Raw genomic sequence first — 21269 nt, 5'->3', positions numbered from 1 at the left:
TCAGCGCAACGTCCCCTGGTACACGCCGGCATTATTGATCGCGACGAGGAGTTTGTCCATGCTTCCCAGCATCTCATCCATCGCGTCATCGTACTTGTTGCCGAACAGGTTGCGGACGTTGTCGACGTCCATCTGGATGGCGTCGGTCAGCCTGCCCTGCCGCAGCAGATATTCCTGGTGCGCCCGGTGCAGCTTGCCCTTGTGGCTGCTGCCCCAGCTTTCCGTGGCATGGTGATCCTTCTTCGCCATCTGGAAAGCAAGGCCCTGACCTTCGGAGATTCCGAAGACATTCTGCATGGCCTGATTGGCGGGAGCGTGATTACGCTCGATCTTGCCTTCCTTGGCACGCAGATCCTTGTGCTGTCCGCCCCTGTACTTGCCGTTGACGGGATCGGACACGATGCACGGGGTGATCGGTGCGTTGTGGACGAGAACATTCGCACCACCGACCTCCACGAAGTACGTGTGGACGCCTTCCACCGTCAGGTTGTAGACCCGCTGCGTGCGCTGCGACTCCTCGACTCCGGTCACCTGGACCCAAGTGCCGGCCGAGGTCTGAAGCCACATGCCCGGCTCGAGGTCCTCGGCGTGAGCCCACCTGCCGAAGTCCGGGAGCCAGAACGGGTGCTCGTCCGTGGCCGTGATGGTCTCGGGCTTGGCGTCGCCGTTCTTGCCGTCGGGGTCAACGGTGAGGGTGATCAGGTGCTTGACACCGCTGTGGTTACGGGTGTCCGTGATCTCGCGGGTCTGCAGGTTGCCGGTCTCCGGGTCGGAGGCCATGACGTACTCACCCGCCCGCAGGTCCTCGATCTTCTTCGTGGACCCGTCGGCCATCACCACAAGGGTGCCGGGGACGAAGCTGTTCGTCTTCTTCTTGACCGGGCAGCCTTCCCCCTTCTTCGGCGCAGGCTTGCTCTCGGGCTTCCTTCCCTCGGCCTTCGGCTTGCCCTTGGGCTTCGGGGCACTCGCCGTGGGCTTCTTGCCGCCCTTCACGGCGTCCGCGGCCTTCGCGCCCTTCTTCGCGTACTTCGCCGCCGTGGCTGCCGCGCCGATGCCCGGGATCGCCGCCGCCATCGACAGCGCCGCGTCCGCGTAGTTGCCCTCGGCCGCGTACCAGACACCGTTGGCGACGTCCGCGACCTCGCCGATCACCGGGACCATGCCCGCCACGTCCAGGGCCGCGTGGCCCACGTCCGAGAGCGAGATGTCGATGCCGAAGAGGTGGCCGTCGAGCTCCACGAAGGAGATCGGGTTGCCGCCGGCGAAGGCGTAGCGGTTGCCCGTGTACGGGTCCGTGGCCAGGGACATGTCGTCCAGGGCGCCGCCGTACATGTCACGCGTCAGGAACCGGTTCAGGCCCGGGTCGTAGTTCCGGAAGCCCATGTCATAGGTGCCGGAGCCGTCGTCGTGACGTGCCGCGTTGTAGCGGTAGTCGTTGTACTGCTCCTTGTCCGGGTTCGCAGCGTCCGGCTTGTCCGCGCCGGTGAACTGCTTCTCGTCGTCGGAGCCGTACGCCGAGTAGCCGTACGTCGCCCGGGTGTTGCCGTCGTCCTTCGTGATCGCCTCCACGTCACCCTTGGGGTGGTAGAGGAACTGCGAGTACTCCTTCGTCGAATCGGAGTTGTGCTTGATCTGAGTCAGCTTCTGGCCCCACGGGCTGTACTGGTAGGACTTGGTCGCCTTGCCGGCGACCTCCTCCCGCAGCACCTTCGACTCCATGCCCAGGTAGGTGAAGAGCGTGGTCTTCCCACCGGTGCCAGTCGTCGTCTGCGAGGCCGTGCGGTCGAACGCGTCGTAGACGTACGACGTCGTCTTCGCCGACGTCCCCGTGCCCGCCGTCGCCTTGGCGACGCGGTCGAAGCCGTCGTAGCTGTACTTCTCCTGCACCGTCCCGTTGGAGGACACCGTGTCCAGGCGGCCGAGCGGGTCGTAGTTGTACGTGGCGGCGACACCCCCCGCCGCCGTCTTCAGCAGACGGTTGCGGTCGTACGTCGACGTCGACGTCACCCCGCCCACCGTCTGCTCGACGATGTTGGAGTTGCCGTCGTACTTGTACGTCTCCGTGCCCGCCGCGTCGCCGGTCTTGGTGACCTTGGAGATGCGGTCCTGCGGGTCGTAGTCGAACGTCGAGACGGTGTCCAGGTAGTCCGCCGCGTTGTCGGCGTTCATGACCTGGGACGTGTCCTTGGAGCGGTTCCCGTTCGGGTCGTACTCCAGGTCGTGCGAGGCGACGAGCGTGCCGCCGCTCTTCTTCTCCACCTGCGATTTGACCGCGCCGTTCAGCCAGTACGCGTAGTCGACGGTGTTCCCGTTCGGCTTCGTCTGCTTCAGCGGCTGACCACGGTCGGTGTAGGTGAACGTGGTGATCTGCTGGTTGCCCGCCGTCGGCGTGTCCGCGTTCGTGATCTTGTTGATCATGTCGCGGACGTCGTACTCGGCCTTCGACCACGTCACGTCGTGCGTGGTCTCGACCGGGTTGCCGTTGACGTCGTAGGCCAGCGAGGTCGTGTTCTTGACCGTGCTGCCCAGCTTCTCCTCGACCTTCGAGAGCTGGTTGAGCTCGTCGTAGGTCATCGTGTACGCGTCGGCCTTGGCGCCCGGCGAGAGGTCCTTGACCTCGGACAGCAGACCATTGACGTCGTACCGGTAGGTGAAGTCCTTCTTCTCGTTGTCGGTCTCGCCCGTGTTCGAGCGGACCAGCTTGAGACCGTCGGCGACGACCGTGCCGTCGGCCAGGTCGGACAGCGTGACCTTCTGGGTGCCGGACTCCGTGAAGGAGTAGGAGCCCAGCGAGACCCACTCACCGGACCGGGTGGTCTGGTTCACCGGCTTGGTGACCTCACCGCCCGCGTGGGTGATCTTGAACGGTGCGTTGGTCGCCGCGCCGGTCACGTCACCGTGCCGGACGAAGACCTCGTACGTACCGTCCTGCGGGATGTTCAGCTGCCAGGTGAAGGAATCGAGGCCGAGTCCCTTCGGGTTCGTACGGACGTCGTAGCCCCACTGGCCCATGGCCTGCGAAGCGTCCCAGCTGCCTTGCGTCGCCGTGTTGTTGACGTCGGTGGAGTCGACGACCACGACCTGACTGCCGACCGGGATACCGTCGTCGGAGCGCGCCTTCTGGTTGCCCGACAGGTAGAAGTCCCACGTCATGGTGCGCTGCGACGAGCCGCCGGCCGAGGTCAGCGTGTTCTTCGTCTGCTGGCCGAGCGCGTTGTAGTCGTACGCCGTGGTGATCTCGAACGGGTCCTTCGCGGACTTCGTCCACCCGTTGTCGTAGTAGGTGTACGCGGTGTCGTTGCGGACCGTCTGCCCCTGCGACGGTGGGGCCGAGACACGCTCCAGCTGGCCGACCGAGTCGTAGAAGTAGAAGGTCTTGTCCGGGGTGCCGTAGTTGGCGTCACCGGCATCGAACGGGCTGAGCCGCTCCTTGACGCGGTTCAGCTCGTCGTAGACCGTCTCGGAGGTGAAGTCGGTCGCGTCGTCCGTGGTCTGGACGCCGCGCGGGCTGATCTCCTTCGTCTGGTTGCCGACCTCGTCGTACTCGAAGCGGGTCGTCCGGTAGGTGATGACACCGGCGCCGTCCTTCGAGTAAGGGACCTTGACCTCCTTGACCAGGCCACGCCGGTCGAAGACCGTCTCGGTGGTGTTGCCCTCCGCGTCCGTCGCCTTGGGCGAGCGGCCGTCGAGGTCGTACTCGACCGTGGTGAACTTGCCGGCCGCGTCCGTCGTCTTCGTGACCCGGTGGTTCAGGTCGTAGGTGTACTTCGTGGTGAAGTCGGCGGTGTCCGCCGTGGCGTTCTTCTTCGGGTCGACGACAGTGACGACGTTGCCGACGCTGTCGTACGTGCTGGAGACCTTGTCGCCCTTGGCGTTGACCACCGAGACCGGCTGGTAGATCTCGTCGTAGGTGTAGGTCGTGGTGTAGTCGCCGACCGTGGCCGTCAGGTTGCCCTTGGGCTCGGTGACGGTCTTGACGTTGCCGACCTTGTCGTACGTCGTGGTCGTGCGCCGCTCGGGGTCCGTCGTGAGGTCCTTCGGCGCGAGCGAGGCGGTGACCTGGTCGGCCTCGTCGTACACCGAGGAGGACTCGGCGTCGCTCGGCGTGAAGACCTTCACCAGGTTGTTGTTGGCGTCGTACTCGGGTGCCGGGGTGGTGATGTAGACCCCTGCCGCCTGGTCCTTCGGCTGCTTCTGCTCCAGCGGGCGGCCGAAGTAGTCGTAGGACTGGGTGACCTTGGCGCCCTTGGCGTTGATGACCTCCTTGGTGTTGCCGCGCTCGTCGTAGACGAAGTTCGTGGAGTTGTTCAGCGCGTCCGTGATCTTCGTCGGGTAGCCGTGCGGGCCGAAGCCGAAGTACGTGGTGGCGTGGCCGTTCGCGTCGGTCTGCTTGGTGGGCTGGCCGTACGCGTCGTACTCGGTGGTGGCGGTGTAGTCACCGGCCGTCGCCGAGGCGACGCCCTCCGGGTCCGTCACCGACGTCTGGTTGCCGAACTGGTCGTAGCCGAACTCCCAGATGTTGCCGAGCGGCGAGGTCTTGCGCCACAGGTCGGCGGAGTAGCCGTCGATCCGTGTCGTGTACTCGAACTTCGTCGCATTGGCGGGGTAGGAGGCCGGGTTGCAGTAGTCCGTCGGGTTGAACTGCGCCCAGGACTTGGTGGCCTCCGCGTCCCACATCCGCAGCGGGTAGCCCGTCTTCGGGTCGTAGCAGGAGGCGGTCTTGGCGCCGTTGGCCTCCTCCGTGTAGACGACGTTGTTGTCCGCGTCCCAGCTCAGCTTGGTCGTCTGGGACTTGGCGTTCGTCATCTGCACCGGACGGCCGAAGTCGTCCAGGACGTGGTCCGTCGCACGCAGCTCGGCGTCGGTGACCTTGGTGTCGGTGAACTTGGTGTTCAGGACATTGGGCTTGTACGCGAAGTTCGTGGCGAACCGGCGACGGTCGGTGATCGTCTGGGTCCACCAGTGGTACTTCGGGTCGTCGCCCTCCTTGGGGTAGTAGTACGCCAGGTCGGTGGCGTTGCCCCGCGGGTCGGTCGCCTTGACCAGCTTGACGTTCTTGTTGCCCTGTGTCGCGTCGTAGGTGAACTTGAAGACCTTCGGCTGCGTCCAGGCCTCACCGTCGATGATCTGGCCGAGCAGACCCTTGGTGGTGTAGTAGAACGTGATCTTGCGGCCCGAGATGTCCGTCATGGACTTCACGTGGTCGTAGATCTTCGAGTTGGTCAGGTTGGTGCCGCTGACCTTCGCGCCCGTGTCGTCGATGTAGTGGTAGGACGCGTCACCCTTCTTGTAGTACTCGAGGGTGAGCGACTTACGGCCGGCCGGGTCCGTGATGTAGGTCAGGAACTTGGTCGGCTTGTTGTTGGACTTGCGCTCCTCGTACGTGAAGGTTTGCGTGTTGCCGTCGTTGTCGACGACCGACGTCATGTAGCCGTCGCAGCCGAAGAGGAACCGGGTGCCATCAGGGCGCGTGAGCGTCCAGGCGTCGGGGACCGGGTCCTTGGTCGGCTTGCAGTCCAGTCCCGCCTTGGCGGCCAGCTTGAAGTGGACGCCCGCGGGCGCCTTCCACACGCTGTTCGTCGCGTCCCAGCGGAAGACGTGCGTGGTGCCGTCGCCGTCCGGGAGACGGACCTCGGTCGGGTTCGGGTTCGGGTGGAAGTCCAGCGGCGCGCCGAGACGCGTCGGACCGGAGACCTGAGCCGACCAGCCGTGTCCGAGGACGGTGTCCGAGGTGTCCAGGGTGTTGTAGGCCAGGCGCGCGAAGGTGTTGAGGCCGCGGCCCGGGTTGTTGATGGCGTTGTACTGCCACACACCGTTGCCGGACGCCAGGTTGTTCATGAAGGTCGACCCGGCGCCGGTGTTCTTGCCGGCGTACGAGTAGAACTTCTCCAGGCCCAGCATGTTGGAGGTCGGGTCCTCCACCGCCACGTTCTGCTTCAGCGGCGGGATTCCGCCCGTTCCGGCGGACAGCCAGGTGCCGTCGGAGATCTTGCGGATGTCCCAGCCGAGCACGTACTCGTTGCGCTTGTTGCCCGAGTCCGAGTTGATCGGGGTGGCGACCTTGGCCTGGATCGTGGCCGACTTGCCCGGCAGCAGCGCCGGGATCGCCGTCTTGAGCTGGTTGCCGCCGGTCGTCACGTCCGTGCCGTCGGGCAGCTTCCAGGTGTAGGACAGCTCCCGCTCACCCGCGGCCCACGCCGTGGAGGTGGTGTTGGTGACCGTGAACTCCACCGTGTAGGTGGTGTTCGGGGTCATCCGGGACGGGGTGGTCGGCGCGTAGTACGTGTCCTCCGTCGTGGAGTCGACGTAGATCACGCGCAGCAGCGGGCGCAGCTGCGGGTCCGGGGCGGCGGACGACAGGAAGATGGAGCGTTCCTGCGGGCCGGCCGTGGACTCGTCCTTCAGCTTGATCAGGGTGCCCTTGTTGCTGGTGGGCGTCTTGACCCAGCCCTGGGTGAGGCTGGTGGCGTCCCACCAGTGGCGGCCCAGGTCCGTGTTGAAGGCGGGCACGTAGTCGGAGACGACCGAGGAGTGGTCACCGCCGGGCGCGGTCCACGCGGTGGTGGAGGTCGCGTTGTTCCAGGTGGCCTGGGTCTCGTTGAAGTCCCGGGTCAGTCCGTGCAGGTTGTACTGGGCCTTGGTCGTGGTGTCGCGCGAGGTGAGCGTGGACCACAGGAAGACCCGGCTCTCGAGCACCGTGGCGGTGCTCGGGATGGTGGTGGTGGGCCACTTGATGATCGCGCGGGTCCGGTCGTAGGTGGCGGAGTTGTTGCCCACCGTCAGCCAGTCCTGGCCGACCGTGCCCTGCTCGATGGTGTTCAGGTTGGTCGTCGGCTTCAGCGAGGACAGCGTCGTGTCGGTGACACCGGCGCCGGCCTGGATGAGCCGCATGGTGCGACCGGCCTTGGGGATGCCCACCACGCGGGTCGGGGAGCCCAGCACCTGGCCGTCGGCCGTCTTGACCGCGATCTGGTAGTAGTACGACTTGCCGATCTCCGCGCTGCTGGAGTCCGGGGTCGGCACCGCGGTGGTGTCGGTGTAGGTGGTCGCCGTCTCGGCGATCGGCGCGATCAGCGTCGCGGCCGAGGGCGTGAACACCTGCTGCGTGGAGCGGTGCAGCTGGTACTCGACGATGTCCAGATCAGCGTCACCGGTGGTGTTCTTGTACGGCGCCCAGGACAGCTCCGGGCCGGTGCCGTGCACCACGGTCGGCGAGTTCAGCGAGGTGCCGACCTTGCCGAAGGTGACCGTCAGGCGCGGGATCGTGGACGTCTCGCCGCCGTAGTCGTAGTCCCCTGCCTCGTACTGCGGACCGCCGAGCGGCGCGGTGGAGGACTCGTCGACGGCCTTGATGACGAAGCCGTAGTTCGGCGAGGTGCCCGAGACCCACTTCTGGACTGTGTCGCCGACCCGGAAGTTGTGCCACTCGTTGTACTCGCCGACATCCTTGCGGATCTGCGCCGGGTTGACCAGCCGGAGGCCGTCGGCGATCGTCCGCTTGGTCGAGTCACCGGTGTCACCGAGGACGATCTTGCCGGTGTTGCCCTTGGCGAAGTCGATCTGCGTGGTGCCGAGCTGGCGCCAGCCGGTCGTGCCCGTGGCCTGGTTCACCGTGAAGTTCGCGGTCGGCTCGGCCGAGGTCACCGTGTACGGGGCGGCCGTCGCACCGTCCGCCTGCACCGGGGTGTGGACCTCGACGCGGTAGTCAGCCGCCTCCGGGACCATCGGCTGCCACGTGTACGAATCGCCGGTCGCGGTGTTCTTGTTGTACGCGTAGTCGCTGCCGTAACCGGTGCCGGTCACCCGCGGCCACTCGCCGACCGCGGCCGTGCCCGTGTCACCGTCGTCCATCACGACGCTCGTCGCGGACTGCTCGCCCACGAACGTGCTGGTCTTCTCCCACGTCGCCGTGGCCTCGTCCCAGGCGCCGGTCGCCCGGCGGACCTCCACGTCGACGTTCGTCGAACCGGAGGTGTGGACCTGGTCGAAGTACATCGACAGCTGCGCCGTGTCGATCTTCGAGCCGGTCGGGATCTCGTCCAGCGGGAACCTGATCAGCGAACGGGCGATGCCCGAACTGCTGGTCTTGCCCGCCGACATGTCCCACGTGCTGTTGAAGTTCGTCGTCGGCGCGTCCGAGCGCACCATGACGTCCTGCGACTCCGTCGGCGACGGCGCGATCGTGATCGTCGGGTCGATCACCACCGGGTACGCCCGCTCGGGAGCGGCCAGCCACTTCGCGTCCGGCGTCACCGTCAGCCGCCACTGCTTGCCCTGACGGGTCAGCTCCTGCGACACCTTCGGGCTGTAGGACGTGCCGTACGGGGACGCCTTGTCCTTCTTCGCGTCCGTCATGAACGCCGGCGGAATCACCAGCACCGGGTTCGCCGGGTCCTCGCCGAACAGGGCGATCGAACCGTCGCCCCGCTCCTTCGGCTCCAGCGCGCCCGCGTCCAGCGTGAACACGAACTTGACCGGCCCGGCGGGCTTCTCGGCCAGGGTGATGTTCTCCTTCACCCGGCCCGCGCCCACCTGGTACGACACGTCCGCACCCGATGCCAGGCCCTTGTAGGTGACCGTGTCACCCTTCGCGGACGGCGAGACGCCCTTGGCCGCACCCTCCAGGCCCAGCGTGACCGCCTGCCCCGCGGCCGTCTCGAACCGCACCAGCTTCGAGGCGTCCGAACCGAACCAGCTGCGGCCCGTGTTCGTCGTGTTCGCGAAGTCGAAGCCCTTCGCGTCCGACGCGCGCACCGTCGTGTCGATCGGCTTCCAGGAGGCACCCGACCGGTACGACACGGGCTTCGCCGACAGCTCGGCCTCCACCCGCCCGTCCGACAGCTGCCAGAACCGCGCCTGCGGCGTACGCCGCTCCGCCAGCTCCTTGACCCGCTTCGCCGGAGGCAGCTTCTCGCCCCTGGGCAGCTTCTCGCGGCTGGGGATCTCCAACTTGCCGCCCACAGGCGGCTTCGCGTCCTTCTTCTCGTCCTCGTCCGAGAACCAGCCCGCTATGGTGTCGACAACGCCCTTGTCGTCGTCCTTTTCGGGCACGGACGGTGGCGCCGCATAGGCGACCTGCGGCAGTAGCGTTCCCGCCACCGCCGACACCACCAAACAGGAGATATATCTCCCGTAGGGGATTTTCACCTCGATACCTTTCCGTACGGCGGGCCGCTTCCACCGTGCGGAAATCCTCCGCAGACGAAAACGGCACGCCGAATGAGCCGGACGGAGGTCTCCGTTCGGCCTGCTACAACGCCGCTTCCGTCCACCGCACATACGGAGTGCCGGCCCACGGGCGCAGCCCGCGGATTATGGATCAGGTGCCTGATGCTTCGTCAACCAGGCGGACATAAGGGGGCAAGGGATCGCTGATCTGTCGTCACTTCGTCCCTTTCTTCCGGTCGCTCGCGCGCACGTTCCCCGGTGGTGTATAGCCGCGACCCGACTCCACGCGCCCCGCGCCCGCACACGCCCGATTCGCTTCAGCGGACCTCGAGTTGGCCATGGGTTGTACCACGAGCTGTTCCGGTGCCTGGGCTCGGCGGGTATCACTGCCACGGGCCCTGGCTTCGCCTACTACGAGGACGCCCCGGAGGGTGACGGCAGGATCAGCATCCACGGGTCAGGGCGGCGGCGAGGCCGAGAAAAGCGATGAACGGCCCGCGCTCCGGTTCCGGAGCGCGGGCCGCCGCTGGGATCAAGCCAGGGAGATCACTCCTTCAGCGATTCCGCCCTGACGAACAACACGCGGCGAGTGTGGACATTGACCTCCACGGCGGCGACCGTCACCTCGTCGCCCACCTCCGGCCGCACATCGCCGAACTCGGACTCCGGAAGCAGTCCGTCGAAGTCCTCGCGGACCCGGACGAAAGCGCCCAGGTCCCCGAGCTTGACCACGTTCCCCACGACAGGCTCCATGAGGGAGTCCCTGGCATAGGCCCGCAGCGGATCGTCCTGCAGGTCCTTCAGCGACAGCGTCACATCGCCGGACAGCTCGCCGACGCCGAGGACCATCACCGTCAGTTCCTGTCCGACCCGGACGATCTCGTCGCTGCTCGAGAACGGCCGCCACGACATGTTCGCCGTGCTCAGCAGCCCGTGAACGCCACCGAGGTCGATCATCGCGCCGGTGGGAAAGACGGATTCCACCACGCCTCGCAGGACCGTTCCCGGTGTGAGAGCGCTGAGCCCGCTCTGCTGCCCGCCTTCTGCTGTCATCCGGAGAATCCCTTCTCATACGACGTCCAGTAGGAATTCTCGATCATCGAGTTGAACCGGGGAATGTCCTTCTGGGGTATTACCCATTCGTATTCCACGGCTCCTCGGGAATTCTCGTGCCGCTGCCGGTACTGCTCGGGCGGGAACTCCGCCTCGAACTCCGGCTTCATCACGTATTCCCAGTAACCGTTCTCGTAGCCGGGCTGACCAGCATACTGTTCGGCCACTCCTCGGCTGCCGCCCACATAGGCCGTTCCCTCGTGCCGGCCGTGCTGGCCGTGGGCCGAGGAGACGAGGCCGTTCTCGGTCGCGTCCTTCTGCCCTGCGTGCGGCGCCCGGAACAGCGACGGGCCCTCGCCCTCGGCCTTCTGCCGCTTGGGCTTCTCGGGCGCGGGCTGCGGCGTCGGCGCCGGCTTCTTCTTCATGGGCATCGAGCCCGGACCCGGCTTGGACGGGCTCGGCTTCCGGGTCACCACGTCGGCGAGCATGCTGGGGAGCGTGTAGGTCCACTTGTCGGTGTTGTACCCGTGGCTCGCCACCCAGTTGTCGTACTGCGTGCCGTAGTCGCAGCCGGGAGCGCCGGCCCCGCCGTTCCAGCAGTCGCCGTCGACGAGCCAGCCGCCCAGCTCCGCCGCGTGCGGGACGTTGCCGACGAGGCCGTAGAACACTTCCCCGGTGCCCATGTAGATACCGCTGGCGGTGTCCGAGACGGCGTCCGCGGCGTCCTCGCACCAGTCGATCCCGAAGCAGTGCCCGTCGAGCTCGACGTTGCTGACCGGATTGCCGCCGCCGAAGGCGTACCGGTTCCCGGTGAAGGGATCGGAACCGAGCCGCATGTCGTCCAGGGCCCCGTTGTACATATCCCGGGTCGTGAAGCGGTTCAGCCCCGGGCTGTAGTCGCGGAAGCCCATGTCGTACGTGCCGGTCGCGGCGTCCCAGCGCTTCGAGTTGAAGCGGTAGGGGTTGTACGCCTCCTTGTCGGGCTGGGCGGTGTCGGGCTTGTCGATGCCGGTGAACTCGGACTTGTCGTCCGAGCCGTAGACCGTGTAGCCGTAGGTCGCCTTGGTGTCACCGCCGGCGTCGGTGAGGGTCTCGGTGTCGGCGTGGCCGTTGTAGCCGTAGACACCCAGCTCCTCGGTGTTGTCGCTGTTGTGCTTCAGCTGCGACAGCCGCTCGCCCCACGGTGAGTACTGGTAGGACTTGGTGACCGCACCGGCCACGGCCTCGCTCAGCACCTCACTGCTCGTGCCGAGGTAGTTGTACTCGGTGGTCTTGCCGTCCGCCGTCTTGGTGGACGTGCGGTCCAGCGGGTCGAAGGCGTATGTGGTGGTCTTCGACGTGCCGTCGCCCTGCAGCTTGGTGTGCTTGACCACGTGGTCGAAGCCGTCGTAGTCGTTGTCCTCGACCGTCTTGCCGACAGAGGTGACGGTGTCGAGCCGACCGAAGGCGTCGTAGTGGTAGTCCGCCGCGACACCGCCCGTCGTGGCGCGGGTCAGCCGGTTCCTGTCGTATGTGTAGACCGTCTCGACGCCCTTGACGGTCGAGCGGATCACATTGGCGTTGTTGTCGTGGACATAGGTCTCCGTACCGGCGCCGTTACCGGTCTTGGTGGCCTCCCGGATCCTGTCGGCCGGATCGTAGGTGTAGTTGGTGGTGGACTCGAGGTACGCCGTGCGGTTGTCGGCGTTCATCTTCTTCGCGACGTCCTGCGCCCGGTTGCCGTTGGCGTCGTAGGCGTAGGTGTGCGAGGAGACGAGGGTGCCGTTCGCCTTCTTCTCGGTCTGGGACTTCTCAGCTCCGTTGAGGTAGTACGTGTAGTCGACCGTGTTGCCGTTGGCCTTGGTCTCCTTCAGCGCCTGACCGCGGTCGGTGTAGGTGTAGTCCGTCACGTGCGGGCTGGTGTCCGCGGCGGACGAGCCGACCTTCACCGTCTTGACCAGGTCCCGCAGGTCGTACACGTACCGCGAGAACTGGTCGTTGTGGGTCACGGTCTCGACCAGGCCGCTGACGTCGTACGTGTAGGAGGTGGCCTTCTTCTCCTGTCCCGTGAGCGCCTCGGTGACCTTCTGGACCTGGTTCTGTCCGGTGTAGACCATCGTGTACGCGTCGACCCTGGCCCCGGAGGAGGTGTCGTCGATCGACGTCGTGTTGCCGTTGGCGTCGTAGGCGTACGCGAAGGACTTGCGCTCGGCTCCTGCCGATGGCGCGTCGGTGCGGGTCTTCAGCGACCCGTCCGGCCAGTAGGCGGTGTTCTGAACCCGGGTGGCGGTCCCGCCCGCGGACGTCAGCGTGCGCTTCGTCTGGCGGCCGTCGTCGTCGTACTCGTACGCCGTGCGGATGTCCCACGGGTCGGTCGAGACACGGACCTGCCCGTTGTCGAAGTAGGAGTACTCGGTGTCGTTGCGCACCGTCTCGCTGTCGGACGGCGGCGCGGAGACCTTCTTCACCCGCCCGATCTCGTCGTACACCGTCTGCGTGTAGACGTTCGGGTCGTTGTGGCGGCTGTCGGCCGGGTCGTACGGCTGGAACTGCTTCACCGGCCGGTTGAGCTTGTCGAATTCGGTGCGGTGGACGAAGTCGTCTGCTGTCCCCGCCGTGTTCACGCCGCGCGGGGTGATCACCTTGACGACGTTGCCGACCTCGTCGTACTCGGTCCTGGTGGTGCGGACTGTGGTGCCCTCGTACGGCACCCGCTTCTCGACGGCCTTGCCCCGCTCGTCGTAGATCATCTCGCTCTTGTTGCGCTCCCTGTCGGTCACCTCCTTGACCAGGGAGTCCTTGTCGTAGGTGCGGGTGGTGTACTTGCCGGCCGCGTCGGTGACGCGGGTCACACGGTGGTTGAGGTCGTAGGCCGTCTTGGTGGTGTAGTCGGTGGCGTCGGTTGTGGCGTTCTTCTTGGGGTCGATGACCGTGACCACGTTGCCGACGTTGTCGTACTCGTACGAGACCTTGTCGCCCTTGGCGTTGACGACACTGGTGAGCTGGTAGACGGCGTCGTAGTTGTTGGTGGTGACGTAGTCCGTGAGGTCCGCCGTGGTGGCCACGCCCTTGGGCTCGGTCGTGGTCCTGAGGTTGCCGACCTTGTCGTACGTGTAGGCCGTCCTGCGCCCGGTGTTGTTGTTGTCCGGGTCGGTCGCCTGGGTGACCTGGTCCGCCGCGTCGTACACCGCCTGGGAGACTGCGCCCGCCGGCGAGGTCGCCTTGGTGACGTTGTCGTTCGCGTCGTATTCCGGAGTCGGGGTGGTGATGAAGACGCCGGCCTTCTGGTCCTTGGGCGTCTTCCTCACCAGCGGACGGCCGAAGACGTCGTACGTCTGCGTGGTGGTGAGCTTCCGGCTCTCGGACGTGAGTACCTGGTCGACCTGGGTGACCTGACCGCGCTCGTCGTAGACGTACTCGGTGACGTTGCCCTCGGCGTCGGTGATCGTCTTCGGATACCCGTTGGGGTCGAAGCCGGAGCTGAGCGTCTCGTTGCCGTTGGCGTCGGTGTCCTTGGTCGGCTGGCCGTAGGCGTCATAGGCGTACGTGGCGGTGTAGTCACCCGCCGTCGTGGTGGCGACGCCCTTGGGGTCCGTGACCGAGATCAGGTTGCCGAAGGTGTCGTAGCCGAACTGCCACTTGCGGCCCTCGGGCGAGGTCTTGGTGAACAGGTCGGCGGAGAAGCCGTCGACGCGGGTCTGGTACGTGTACTTCGTGGAACCAGGCAAACTGGCGTCGTTGGCCGGGTCGCAGAAGTACGTGGCCAGCAGCTGCTCGGACGCCCAGGACTTGGTCGTCTCGGCGTCCCACTCGCGCAGCGGATAGCCGGTCTTGGGGTCGTAGCAGTATGCGGTCTTGGCGCCGTTCGGCTCCTCCAGGTAGGTGACGTTGTTGTCGGCGTCCCAGTTGAGCTTGGAGATCTCCGACTTGGCGTTGGTGATCTGCACCTGCCGGCCGAAGTCGTCCAGCACGTAGTCCGTGGCGCGCGACTCGGCGTCGGTGACCTTGGCGTCGGTGAACTTCGGGTTCGCCGCGTTCACCTTGTACGTGAAGCCGGTGTTGTGGTTCAGACGGTCGGTGATCGTCTTGGTCCACCAGTGGTACTTCGGGTCGTCGCCCGTCTGCGGGGCGTAGTACGCCATGCCTGTCGCGTTGCCGCGCGGGTCGGTGGCCTTGACCAGCTTGACGTTCTTGTTCCCCTGCGTGGCGTCGTAGGTGAACTTGAAGTCCTTCGCCTGGGACGAACCGGCACCGTCGGTGAACTGACCGAGCAGGCCCTTGTCGGTGTAGTAGAAGGTGATCTTGCGGCCGGAGATGTCCGTCATGGACTTCACGTGGTCGTAGATCTTGGAGTTGGTCAGGTTCGAGCCGGTGACCTTCGCGCCCGTGGCGTCGATGTACTCGTAGCTCGCGTCACCCTTCTTGTAGTAGTCGAGGGTGAGCGTCTGACGGCCGGCCGGGTCGGTGATGTACTTGAGGAACTTGGTCGGCTTGTTGTTGGACTTGCGCTCCTCGTAGGTGAACGTCTGCGTGTTGCCGTTCTTGTCGACCGTGGACGTCATGTAGCCGTCGCAGCCGAAGAGGAAGCGGGTGCCGTCGGGGCGGGTGAGTGTCCAGGCGTCGGGGACCGGGTCCTTGGTCGGCTTGCAGTCCAGGCCCGACTTCATCGTGACCTTGTAGTGGACGCCCGCAGGAGCCTTCCACACGCTGTTGGTCGCGTCCCAGCGGAAGACGTGCGTGGTGCCGTCGCCGTCCGGGAGACGGATCTCCGTCGGGCTGGGCTTGGGGTGGAACTCCAGCGGCGCGCCCAGCCGGATCGGCCCGGACGCCTGCATCGACCAGCCGTGACCGGCGACGGTGTCCGAGGTGTCCTGCGAGTTGTAGGCGAACCGGGCGAACGTGCTCAGGCCGCGTCCCGGGTTGGTGAACGCGTTGTACTGCCAGACGCTGTTGCCGGAGGCCAGGTTGTTCATGACCGTGGAGCCGGCGCCGGTGTTCTTCCCCGTGTAGGAGTAGAACTTCTCCATGCCGAGCTGGTTCGATGTCGGGTCTTCGACCGCGACGTTCTGCTTCAGCGGCGGGATGGCGCCGGTGCCGGCGGACAGCCAGCTGCCGTCGGAGATCTTGCGGACGTCCCAGCCGAGCACGTACTCGTTGCGCTTGTTGCCGGAGTCCGAGTTGATCGGGGTGGCGACCTTGGCCTGGATCGTGGCCGACTTGCCCGGCAGCAGCGCCGGGATCGCCGTCTCCAGCTGGTTGCCGCCGGTCGTCACGTCCGTACCGTCGGGCAGCTTCCAGGTGTAGGACAGCTCCCGCTCACCCGCGGCCCACGCCGAGGACGTGGTGTTGGTGACCGTGAACTCCACCGTGTACGTGGTGTTCGGCGTCATCCGGGACGGGGTCGTGGGCGCGTAGTACGTGTCCTCCGTCGTGGAGTCGACGTAGATGACCTGCATGTACGGGCGCAGCTGGGGGTCCGCGGCCTCCGCGTTCAGGAACAGGGTGCGCTCCTGCGGGCCGGTGGTGGACTCGTCCTTCAGCTTGACCGCGACGCCCTTGTTGCTGGTGGGCGTCTTCACCCAGCCCTGCATCAGGCTGGTGGCGTCCCACCAGTGGCGTCCGACCTCGGACATGTTCGCCACGGTGTCGGAGACGGTGGCGGACATGTCACCGCCCGCCGTGGTCCATGCGGTGGTGGAGTTCGCGTTGTTCCACGTGGCCTGGGTCTCGGTGAAGTCCCGGGTCAGGCTGTGGAGTTCGTAGATCGCACCGCTGCTGCCCGTGGTGGTCTCGGCACCCCACATGTACATCTTGTTGTCGAGCACCGTGGCGGTGGTCGGGATCGACGTGGTGGGGAACTTCAGCACCGCACGGGTCTTGCCGTAGGTGGAGGAGTTGTTGCCGACGCTCAGCCACTTCTGCCCGACGCCCCAGGACTGGATGGCGTCCTGGTTGGTGGTCGGCTGGGCGGAGGAGAGCGTGGTGTCGGTGACGCCGCCCTGACTGCCCTGGATGATCTTCATCGTCCGGCCGGCCTTCGGGATGCCCACCACACGCGTCGGCGAACCGAGCAGCTGCCCGCCCGCCGTCTTGACCGCGATCTGGTAGAAGTACGACTTCCCGATCTCCGAAGAGCTGGAGTCCGGGGTCGGCACCGCGGTCGTGTCCGTGTGGGTGGTGGCGGCCTTGTCGATCGGCGCGATCAGCGTCGCCGCGGACGGCGTGAACACCTGCTGTGTGGAGCGGTGCAGCTGGTACTCCACGATGTCCAGGCCGGTGTCGCCCGTGGTGTTGGTGTACTTCGGCCAGGACAGCTCCGGGCCCGTCGAGTGCACGACGGTCGGCGAGTTGAGCGCCGTGCCCACGTTCCCGTAGGTGACCGTCAGGCGCGGAATCGACGAGGTCTCGCCGCCGTAGTCGCCGTCACCGGCCTCGTAGCGAGGGCCGCCGGTCAGAGCGGTCGACGACTCGTCGGTCGCCTTGAGCACGAAACCGTGGTTGGTGGCCGTGCCCGAGACCCACTTCTGGACCGTGTCGGTGACCGGGAACTTGTGCCACTGGTTGTACTCGCCGGTGTTCTTCACGATCGACGCCGGGTTCACCAGCCGGACCGAGTCGGCGAGGGTACGGGTGGTGGAGCTGCCGGTGTCGCCGAGCACGATCTTGCCGGTGTTGCCCTTGGCGAAGTCGTACTGCGTGGCGTCCAGGGTCTTCCAGACCCCGCCCGTACCGGTCTGGTTGACCGTGTAGCTCTTCGTGCCGCCGTTGTAGTTCACGGTGTACGGGGCGACCGTCGCCGCATCCGAGGCGGCCGGGTAGTGCACGTCCACCCGGTACGACGCGGACTCGGGGACCTTCGGCTGCCACGTGTACGTCTCACCGGTGGCGGTGTTCTTGTTGTACCGGTAGTCGTCGTTCGTCGCCGCGCCACCGGTCGTGGTGCCGCCCGGCCACTCGCCGACCGCCGCGGTACCGGCGTCGCCGTCGTCCTGCTGGACGGTCGTGCCGGACAGCTCGCCCACCAGCGCACTGGTGTTGGACCAGGTCGCTGTGGCCTCGTCCCAGGCGCCGGTCGCCCGGTAGGCGCCGATGGTGACGTCGTTGCCGTTGGTGGTGTGCGCCTGGTCGAAGTACATCTCCAGGCGGGCGGTATCGATCTTGGTACCGGTCGGAATCTCGTTCAGCGGGAACTTGATGAGCGACCGCGAGAGACCGGTGTCGGTCTTACCCGCCGACAGCTTCCAGCTGGTGTTGAAGTTCACCCCGGACTGGTCGGACAGGACCATGGTGTCCTGGGACGTCGACGCGCTCGGGGTGATCGTGATCGTCGGGTCGATCCGCACCGGATACTGGCGCTGCTCCGCCGCCAGCCACTTGGCGTCCGGCGTGACCCGGATCTTCCAGTCCTTGCCGTCACGGATCAGCTGCTGGCGCACCTGCGTGCTGTGGGCATACCCGTACGGCGACGCGGCGTCCTTCTTCGCGTCCGTCATGAACGCGGCGGGGATCACCATGACCGGCGTGTTCGGCAGCTCACCGAACAACGCGATCGAGCCGTCCTTGCGCGCCTTGGGCGTCAGACCGCCCGCGTCGAGGGTGAAGGTGTACGACACCGGGCCCGAAGGGGCCTCGGCGAGCACGATGTTCTCCTTCACCCGGCCGGGCCCGACCCGGTACTCCAGGTCGGCACCGCCGGCCGCCACATCCTTGTAGACGACCGTGTCGCCCTTGGCGGTCGGCTCGACACCCCTGGCCGCGCCCTCGAGACCGAGGGTGACCGCCGGCCCGTCGGAGCCGGCCTGGAACTTCAGCAGCCGCCCCGCCGACGCGTCCGAACCGAACCAGCTGCGGCCCGTGTTCGTCGTGTTCGCGAAGTCGAAACCCTTCGCCTCGGTCGCGGTGACCGTGGTGTCAATCGGCTTCCAGGACTTTCCGGCCTGGTACGACACGGGCTTCGCCGACAGCTCGGCCTCCACCCGCCCGTCCGACAGCTGCCAGAACCGCGCCTGCGGCGTACGCCGCTCCGCCAGCTCCTTGACGCGCTTCGCCGGTGGCAGCTTCTCGCCCTTGGGCAGCTTCTCGCGGCTGGGGATCTCCAACTTGCCGCCCACCGGCGGCTTCGCGTCCTTCTTCTCGTCCTCGTCCGAGAACCAGCCCGCTATGGTGTCGACAACGCCCTTGTCGTCGTCCTTTTCGGGCACGGACGGCGGGGCCGCATAGGCGACCTGCGGCAGTAGCGTTCCCGCCACCGCCGACACCACCAAACAGGAGATATATCTCCCGTAGGGGATTTTCACCTCGATACCTTTCCGTACGGCGGGCCGCTTCCGCCCTGCGGAAATCCTCCGCAGCCGAAAAACGGCACGCCGAATAAGCCCGCCGGGGAATTCCGACGCGCCTGAACAGTGCCGCTCTTCTGCGCGCGAGCAGGGATCGGACCACCTCGCGAGCGCGGCAGCGGATTATGGACCAGGTGCCTGACGCCCCGTCAACCACAGGGACATAAGGGCGGAATGGATCGCTGATTCGCCGTCACTTCGTCCCTTTCTTCCCGTCGCTCGCGCGTACGTTCCCCGGTGGTGTATAACCGCGGCTCGACTCCACGCGCCCCGCCCTCGCGCACGCCCGATTCGCTTCAGCGGACCTCGGGTTGGCCATGGGCTGCCAGGAGATTGCGTGCACCGGAATTCCGGGCCACAACGATCGGCAATGCCGGACGGCGGGACGCAGAGACGGCAGGCACGGAACCGAGGGAGGGGGCCTGCCGCCCACCAGGGTGCGGGCGCGACGGACATCCGCGGCCGCGCCTCGGTGGGGCGATCACGCGTGGACATGGATCACTTGCGTACGAGGGATGGGGCATGAGTCCGAGAAGAGACCGCGCAGCGCGGACGAACAGGGCACGACGCACGGTCTGGCTGGTGGCGGGAGCCGTCGTCCTCGGGGGCGGCGGGGTGACGGCCGTGGCGGTCACCGGTTCCTCCGAGGACGTGGGCGCCGAGGCCGGCGGACGTCCCGCGCAGGCGCATGTGCTGGCGCTGGACGGCAAGGACCCGAAGAAGCGCGATCTGCCGCGCACCGAGACACAGTTGTTCTCGCTGGTGGGCGTCTCCTGGGAGGACAGTGCCGACACCTTCGAGGGCACGGCCCAGATCCGTACCCGCAGTGCGGGCGCGGGCACCTGGTCCGACTGGCGTGACCTCGACTTCGACATCCGGGCACCGGAGTCGGCGGAGGGCGACACCTCCGGTGTGCGCGGCGCCTCCGAACCCCTGTGGGTGGGGGCGTCGGACGCCGTCGAGGCACGGGTCGTCGCCGACGGCGAGGAGACCGCGGTGCCGAAGGCTCTGCGGCTCGACATGATCGACCCCGGGACGACGGACGGGGACGGCGTAAAGGGCGGCAAGGGGCAGACGGCGGCAAAGCCCGAGCGGACGAAGGGCCCGGGCAAGCCGACGGCTCAGCCGTCCGAACCGGTCGCGTCCACCGCGCCCGCCGAGAGCACGGGCGGCGAGCCGACGGCCGACGCGCCGTCCCCCGTGCCCTCCGAGGCGCCCGCGGAGCCGAGCGCTCCGGCCGAGTCCTCGCCGTCCGTGAGCGAGGAGCCGCCCGCTCCCACCGCTCCCGCCGAGCCGTCGCCGAGCGAGGTCCCTGCCGAGTCGGCCGCGCCCGCTCCGTCGGAGGAGCCCACGGCCGCGCCCTCCACCGGCGAGCCCTCCGCCGAGCCGCCGGTCGAGTCCCCGACGCCCGCGGAGCCGACGGCCTCCCCGTCGGAACCGGCCCCGTCCGCCGACCCGACGGACGTCCCGGCAACCGACCCGACGGACGGCCCGAGCAGCGCCCCGGCGCCGTCCGAGAGCACGCCCGCGCCGAGCGCGCCCGCGATCGTGAGCCGTGCCGAGTGGGGCGCGGACGAGTCACTCGTCCAGGACCCGCCCGCCTACCTCAACAAGGTCGACGCGGTGTTCGTCCACCACACGGCCGGGACGAACAACTACACCTGTGCCGAGTCGCCCGCCATCATCCGCGCGATCCTCACCTATCACGTGAAGACGAACGGCTGGAACGACGTCGGCTACAACTTCTTCGTCGACAAGTGCGGCACGGTCTTCGAGGGCCGCGCGGGCGGCGTGGACAAGCCCGTGCAGGGCGCGCACACATACGGCTTCAACGGCTACTCGTCCGGCGTCTCCCTCCTCGGCGACTACGAGAACGGCGGCACGCCGACGGCCGCGGCCAAGAAGGCCGTCGCCGACATCTCCGCGTGGAAGCTCGGCCTGCACGGCGTCGACCCGCAGGCCAAGGTGACACTGACCGCGGCGGCCGACACCGGGGTCTGGAAGAAGGGCGACCAGGCCACGCTGTACACGATCTCCGGACACCGTGACGGCTACGCCACCCTGTGCCCGGGCAGGACCCTGTACTCCGCCCTGCCGGAGATCCGCACGGCGGCGGGCGCGTCGCCGTACGCCGTGCGCTGAGCCGGTACGTGCGGCGGCGGCCGGTGCCCCGAGGGGCGCCGGCCGCCGCTGTCGTTGGAGGAGCCGCCGGTCAGGACTGGGCGCGGGCCCTGCGGGAGAGCGCCGCGCGCAGCACCCGCCGGCCCTCGGTGACCAGGTCCATGGCGCGGCGCAGTCCGGCACCGCCCTCGGTCGCGAGGAGGATCTCCAGGATCTGGATCTGTCGCCGCTGCTCCCCGGCGACGAGGGGCCCCTCGTCCCCGCCGGACGGGTCGAGGTCCCGGTGGACCTCCAGCGCCAGGGCCGAGCACGCCGTCGCCCACTCGGCGAGCGGGCCGGTGACCCATTCGGAGGGCGCCGCGCCGATCATCCGACGTACAGGGGCCGCCGCCTCGTCGGCGCGGACGGAGTCGAGGGCTGCCCTGGCGGTGGCGAGCCGTTCCGCCCAGCCGTCCTCGCCCGCGGCGATACCGGACCACAACGGGCGAAGTACGTCCATCTCGTCGACCAGCATCGGCAGACAGCGGTCCAGGCAGGCGAGCCCGCTGGCGGCGAGAGCGCGCTCATCCGCCGCTGCGATCAGTTCCTTCAGGCTCTTGGACGTCATTC

The 21269-nt window shown here is 67.2% G+C and carries 5 protein-coding genes; 1 reads left to right on the top strand and 4 read right to left on the bottom strand.

Going from position 1 to position 21269, the window contains the following annotated elements; translation table 11 throughout:
- The 3 genes from ACF08N_RS07375 to ACF08N_RS07365 all read right to left on the bottom strand — a co-directional run bounded on the left by ACF08N_RS07375 (position 1) and on the right by ACF08N_RS07365 (position 18458).
- Complete coding sequence (locus ACF08N_RS07375; protein WP_392323608.1) at positions 1 to 9099, bottom strand: DNRLRE domain-containing protein; 9099 nt, start codon at positions 9097 to 9099, stop codon at positions 1 to 3.
- A gap of 615 nt (positions 9100 to 9714) precedes the next feature.
- Positions 9715 to 10221, bottom strand: a complete 507-nt coding sequence (locus ACF08N_RS07370) for a S1 RNA-binding domain-containing protein (protein WP_392323607.1) — start codon at positions 10219 to 10221, stop codon at positions 9715 to 9717.
- Positions 10218 to 18458: a DNRLRE domain-containing protein gene (locus ACF08N_RS07365; protein WP_392323910.1), complete on the bottom strand. Its 8241-nt coding sequence runs from the start codon at positions 18456 to 18458 to the stop codon at positions 10218 to 10220. Before ACF08N_RS07365 ends, ACF08N_RS07370 begins: the two co-directional genes overlap by 4 nt.
- Positions 18459 to 19061: 603 nt before the next feature.
- On the opposite strand from ACF08N_RS07365, the gene ACF08N_RS07360 reads away from it, so the two are divergent.
- Positions 19062 to 20681 carry an N-acetylmuramoyl-L-alanine amidase gene (locus tag ACF08N_RS07360; RefSeq protein ID WP_392323606.1) on the top strand — a complete coding sequence of 540 codons (1620 nt, stop codon included), beginning with the start codon at positions 19062 to 19064 and terminating at the stop codon, positions 20679 to 20681.
- A gap of 70 nt (positions 20682 to 20751) precedes the next feature.
- Here the strand turns inward: ACF08N_RS07360 and ACF08N_RS07355 are convergent, their stop codons facing one another.
- A complete protein-coding gene (locus tag ACF08N_RS07355) occupies positions 20752 to 21267 on the bottom strand; it encodes a hypothetical protein (protein WP_392323605.1) in 516 nt (171 codons plus the stop codon).
- Between the last annotated feature and the right edge of the window lie 2 nt (positions 21268 to 21269).

Origin of the sequence: Streptomyces sp. NPDC015127, from assembly GCF_043080095.1 — a bacterium.
Taxonomy (GTDB): Bacteria; Actinomycetota; Actinomycetes; order Streptomycetales; family Streptomycetaceae; genus Streptomyces.
This window is presented reverse-complemented; position numbering and strand designations above follow the sequence as displayed.

Bases quoted from the DNA above. Each gene is read 5' to 3' on its own strand.
- ACF08N_RS07370 (WP_392323607.1), bottom strand. From the start codon at position 10,221: ATGACAGCAGAAGGCGGGCAGCAGAGCGGGCTCAGCGCTCTCACACCG.
- ACF08N_RS07360 (WP_392323606.1), top strand. From the start codon at position 19,062: ATGAGTCCGAGAAGAGACCGCGCAGCGCGGACGAACAGGGCACGACGC.
- ACF08N_RS07355 (WP_392323605.1), bottom strand. From the start codon at position 21,267: ATGACGTCCAAGAGCCTGAAGGAACTGATCGCAGCGGCGGATGAGCGC.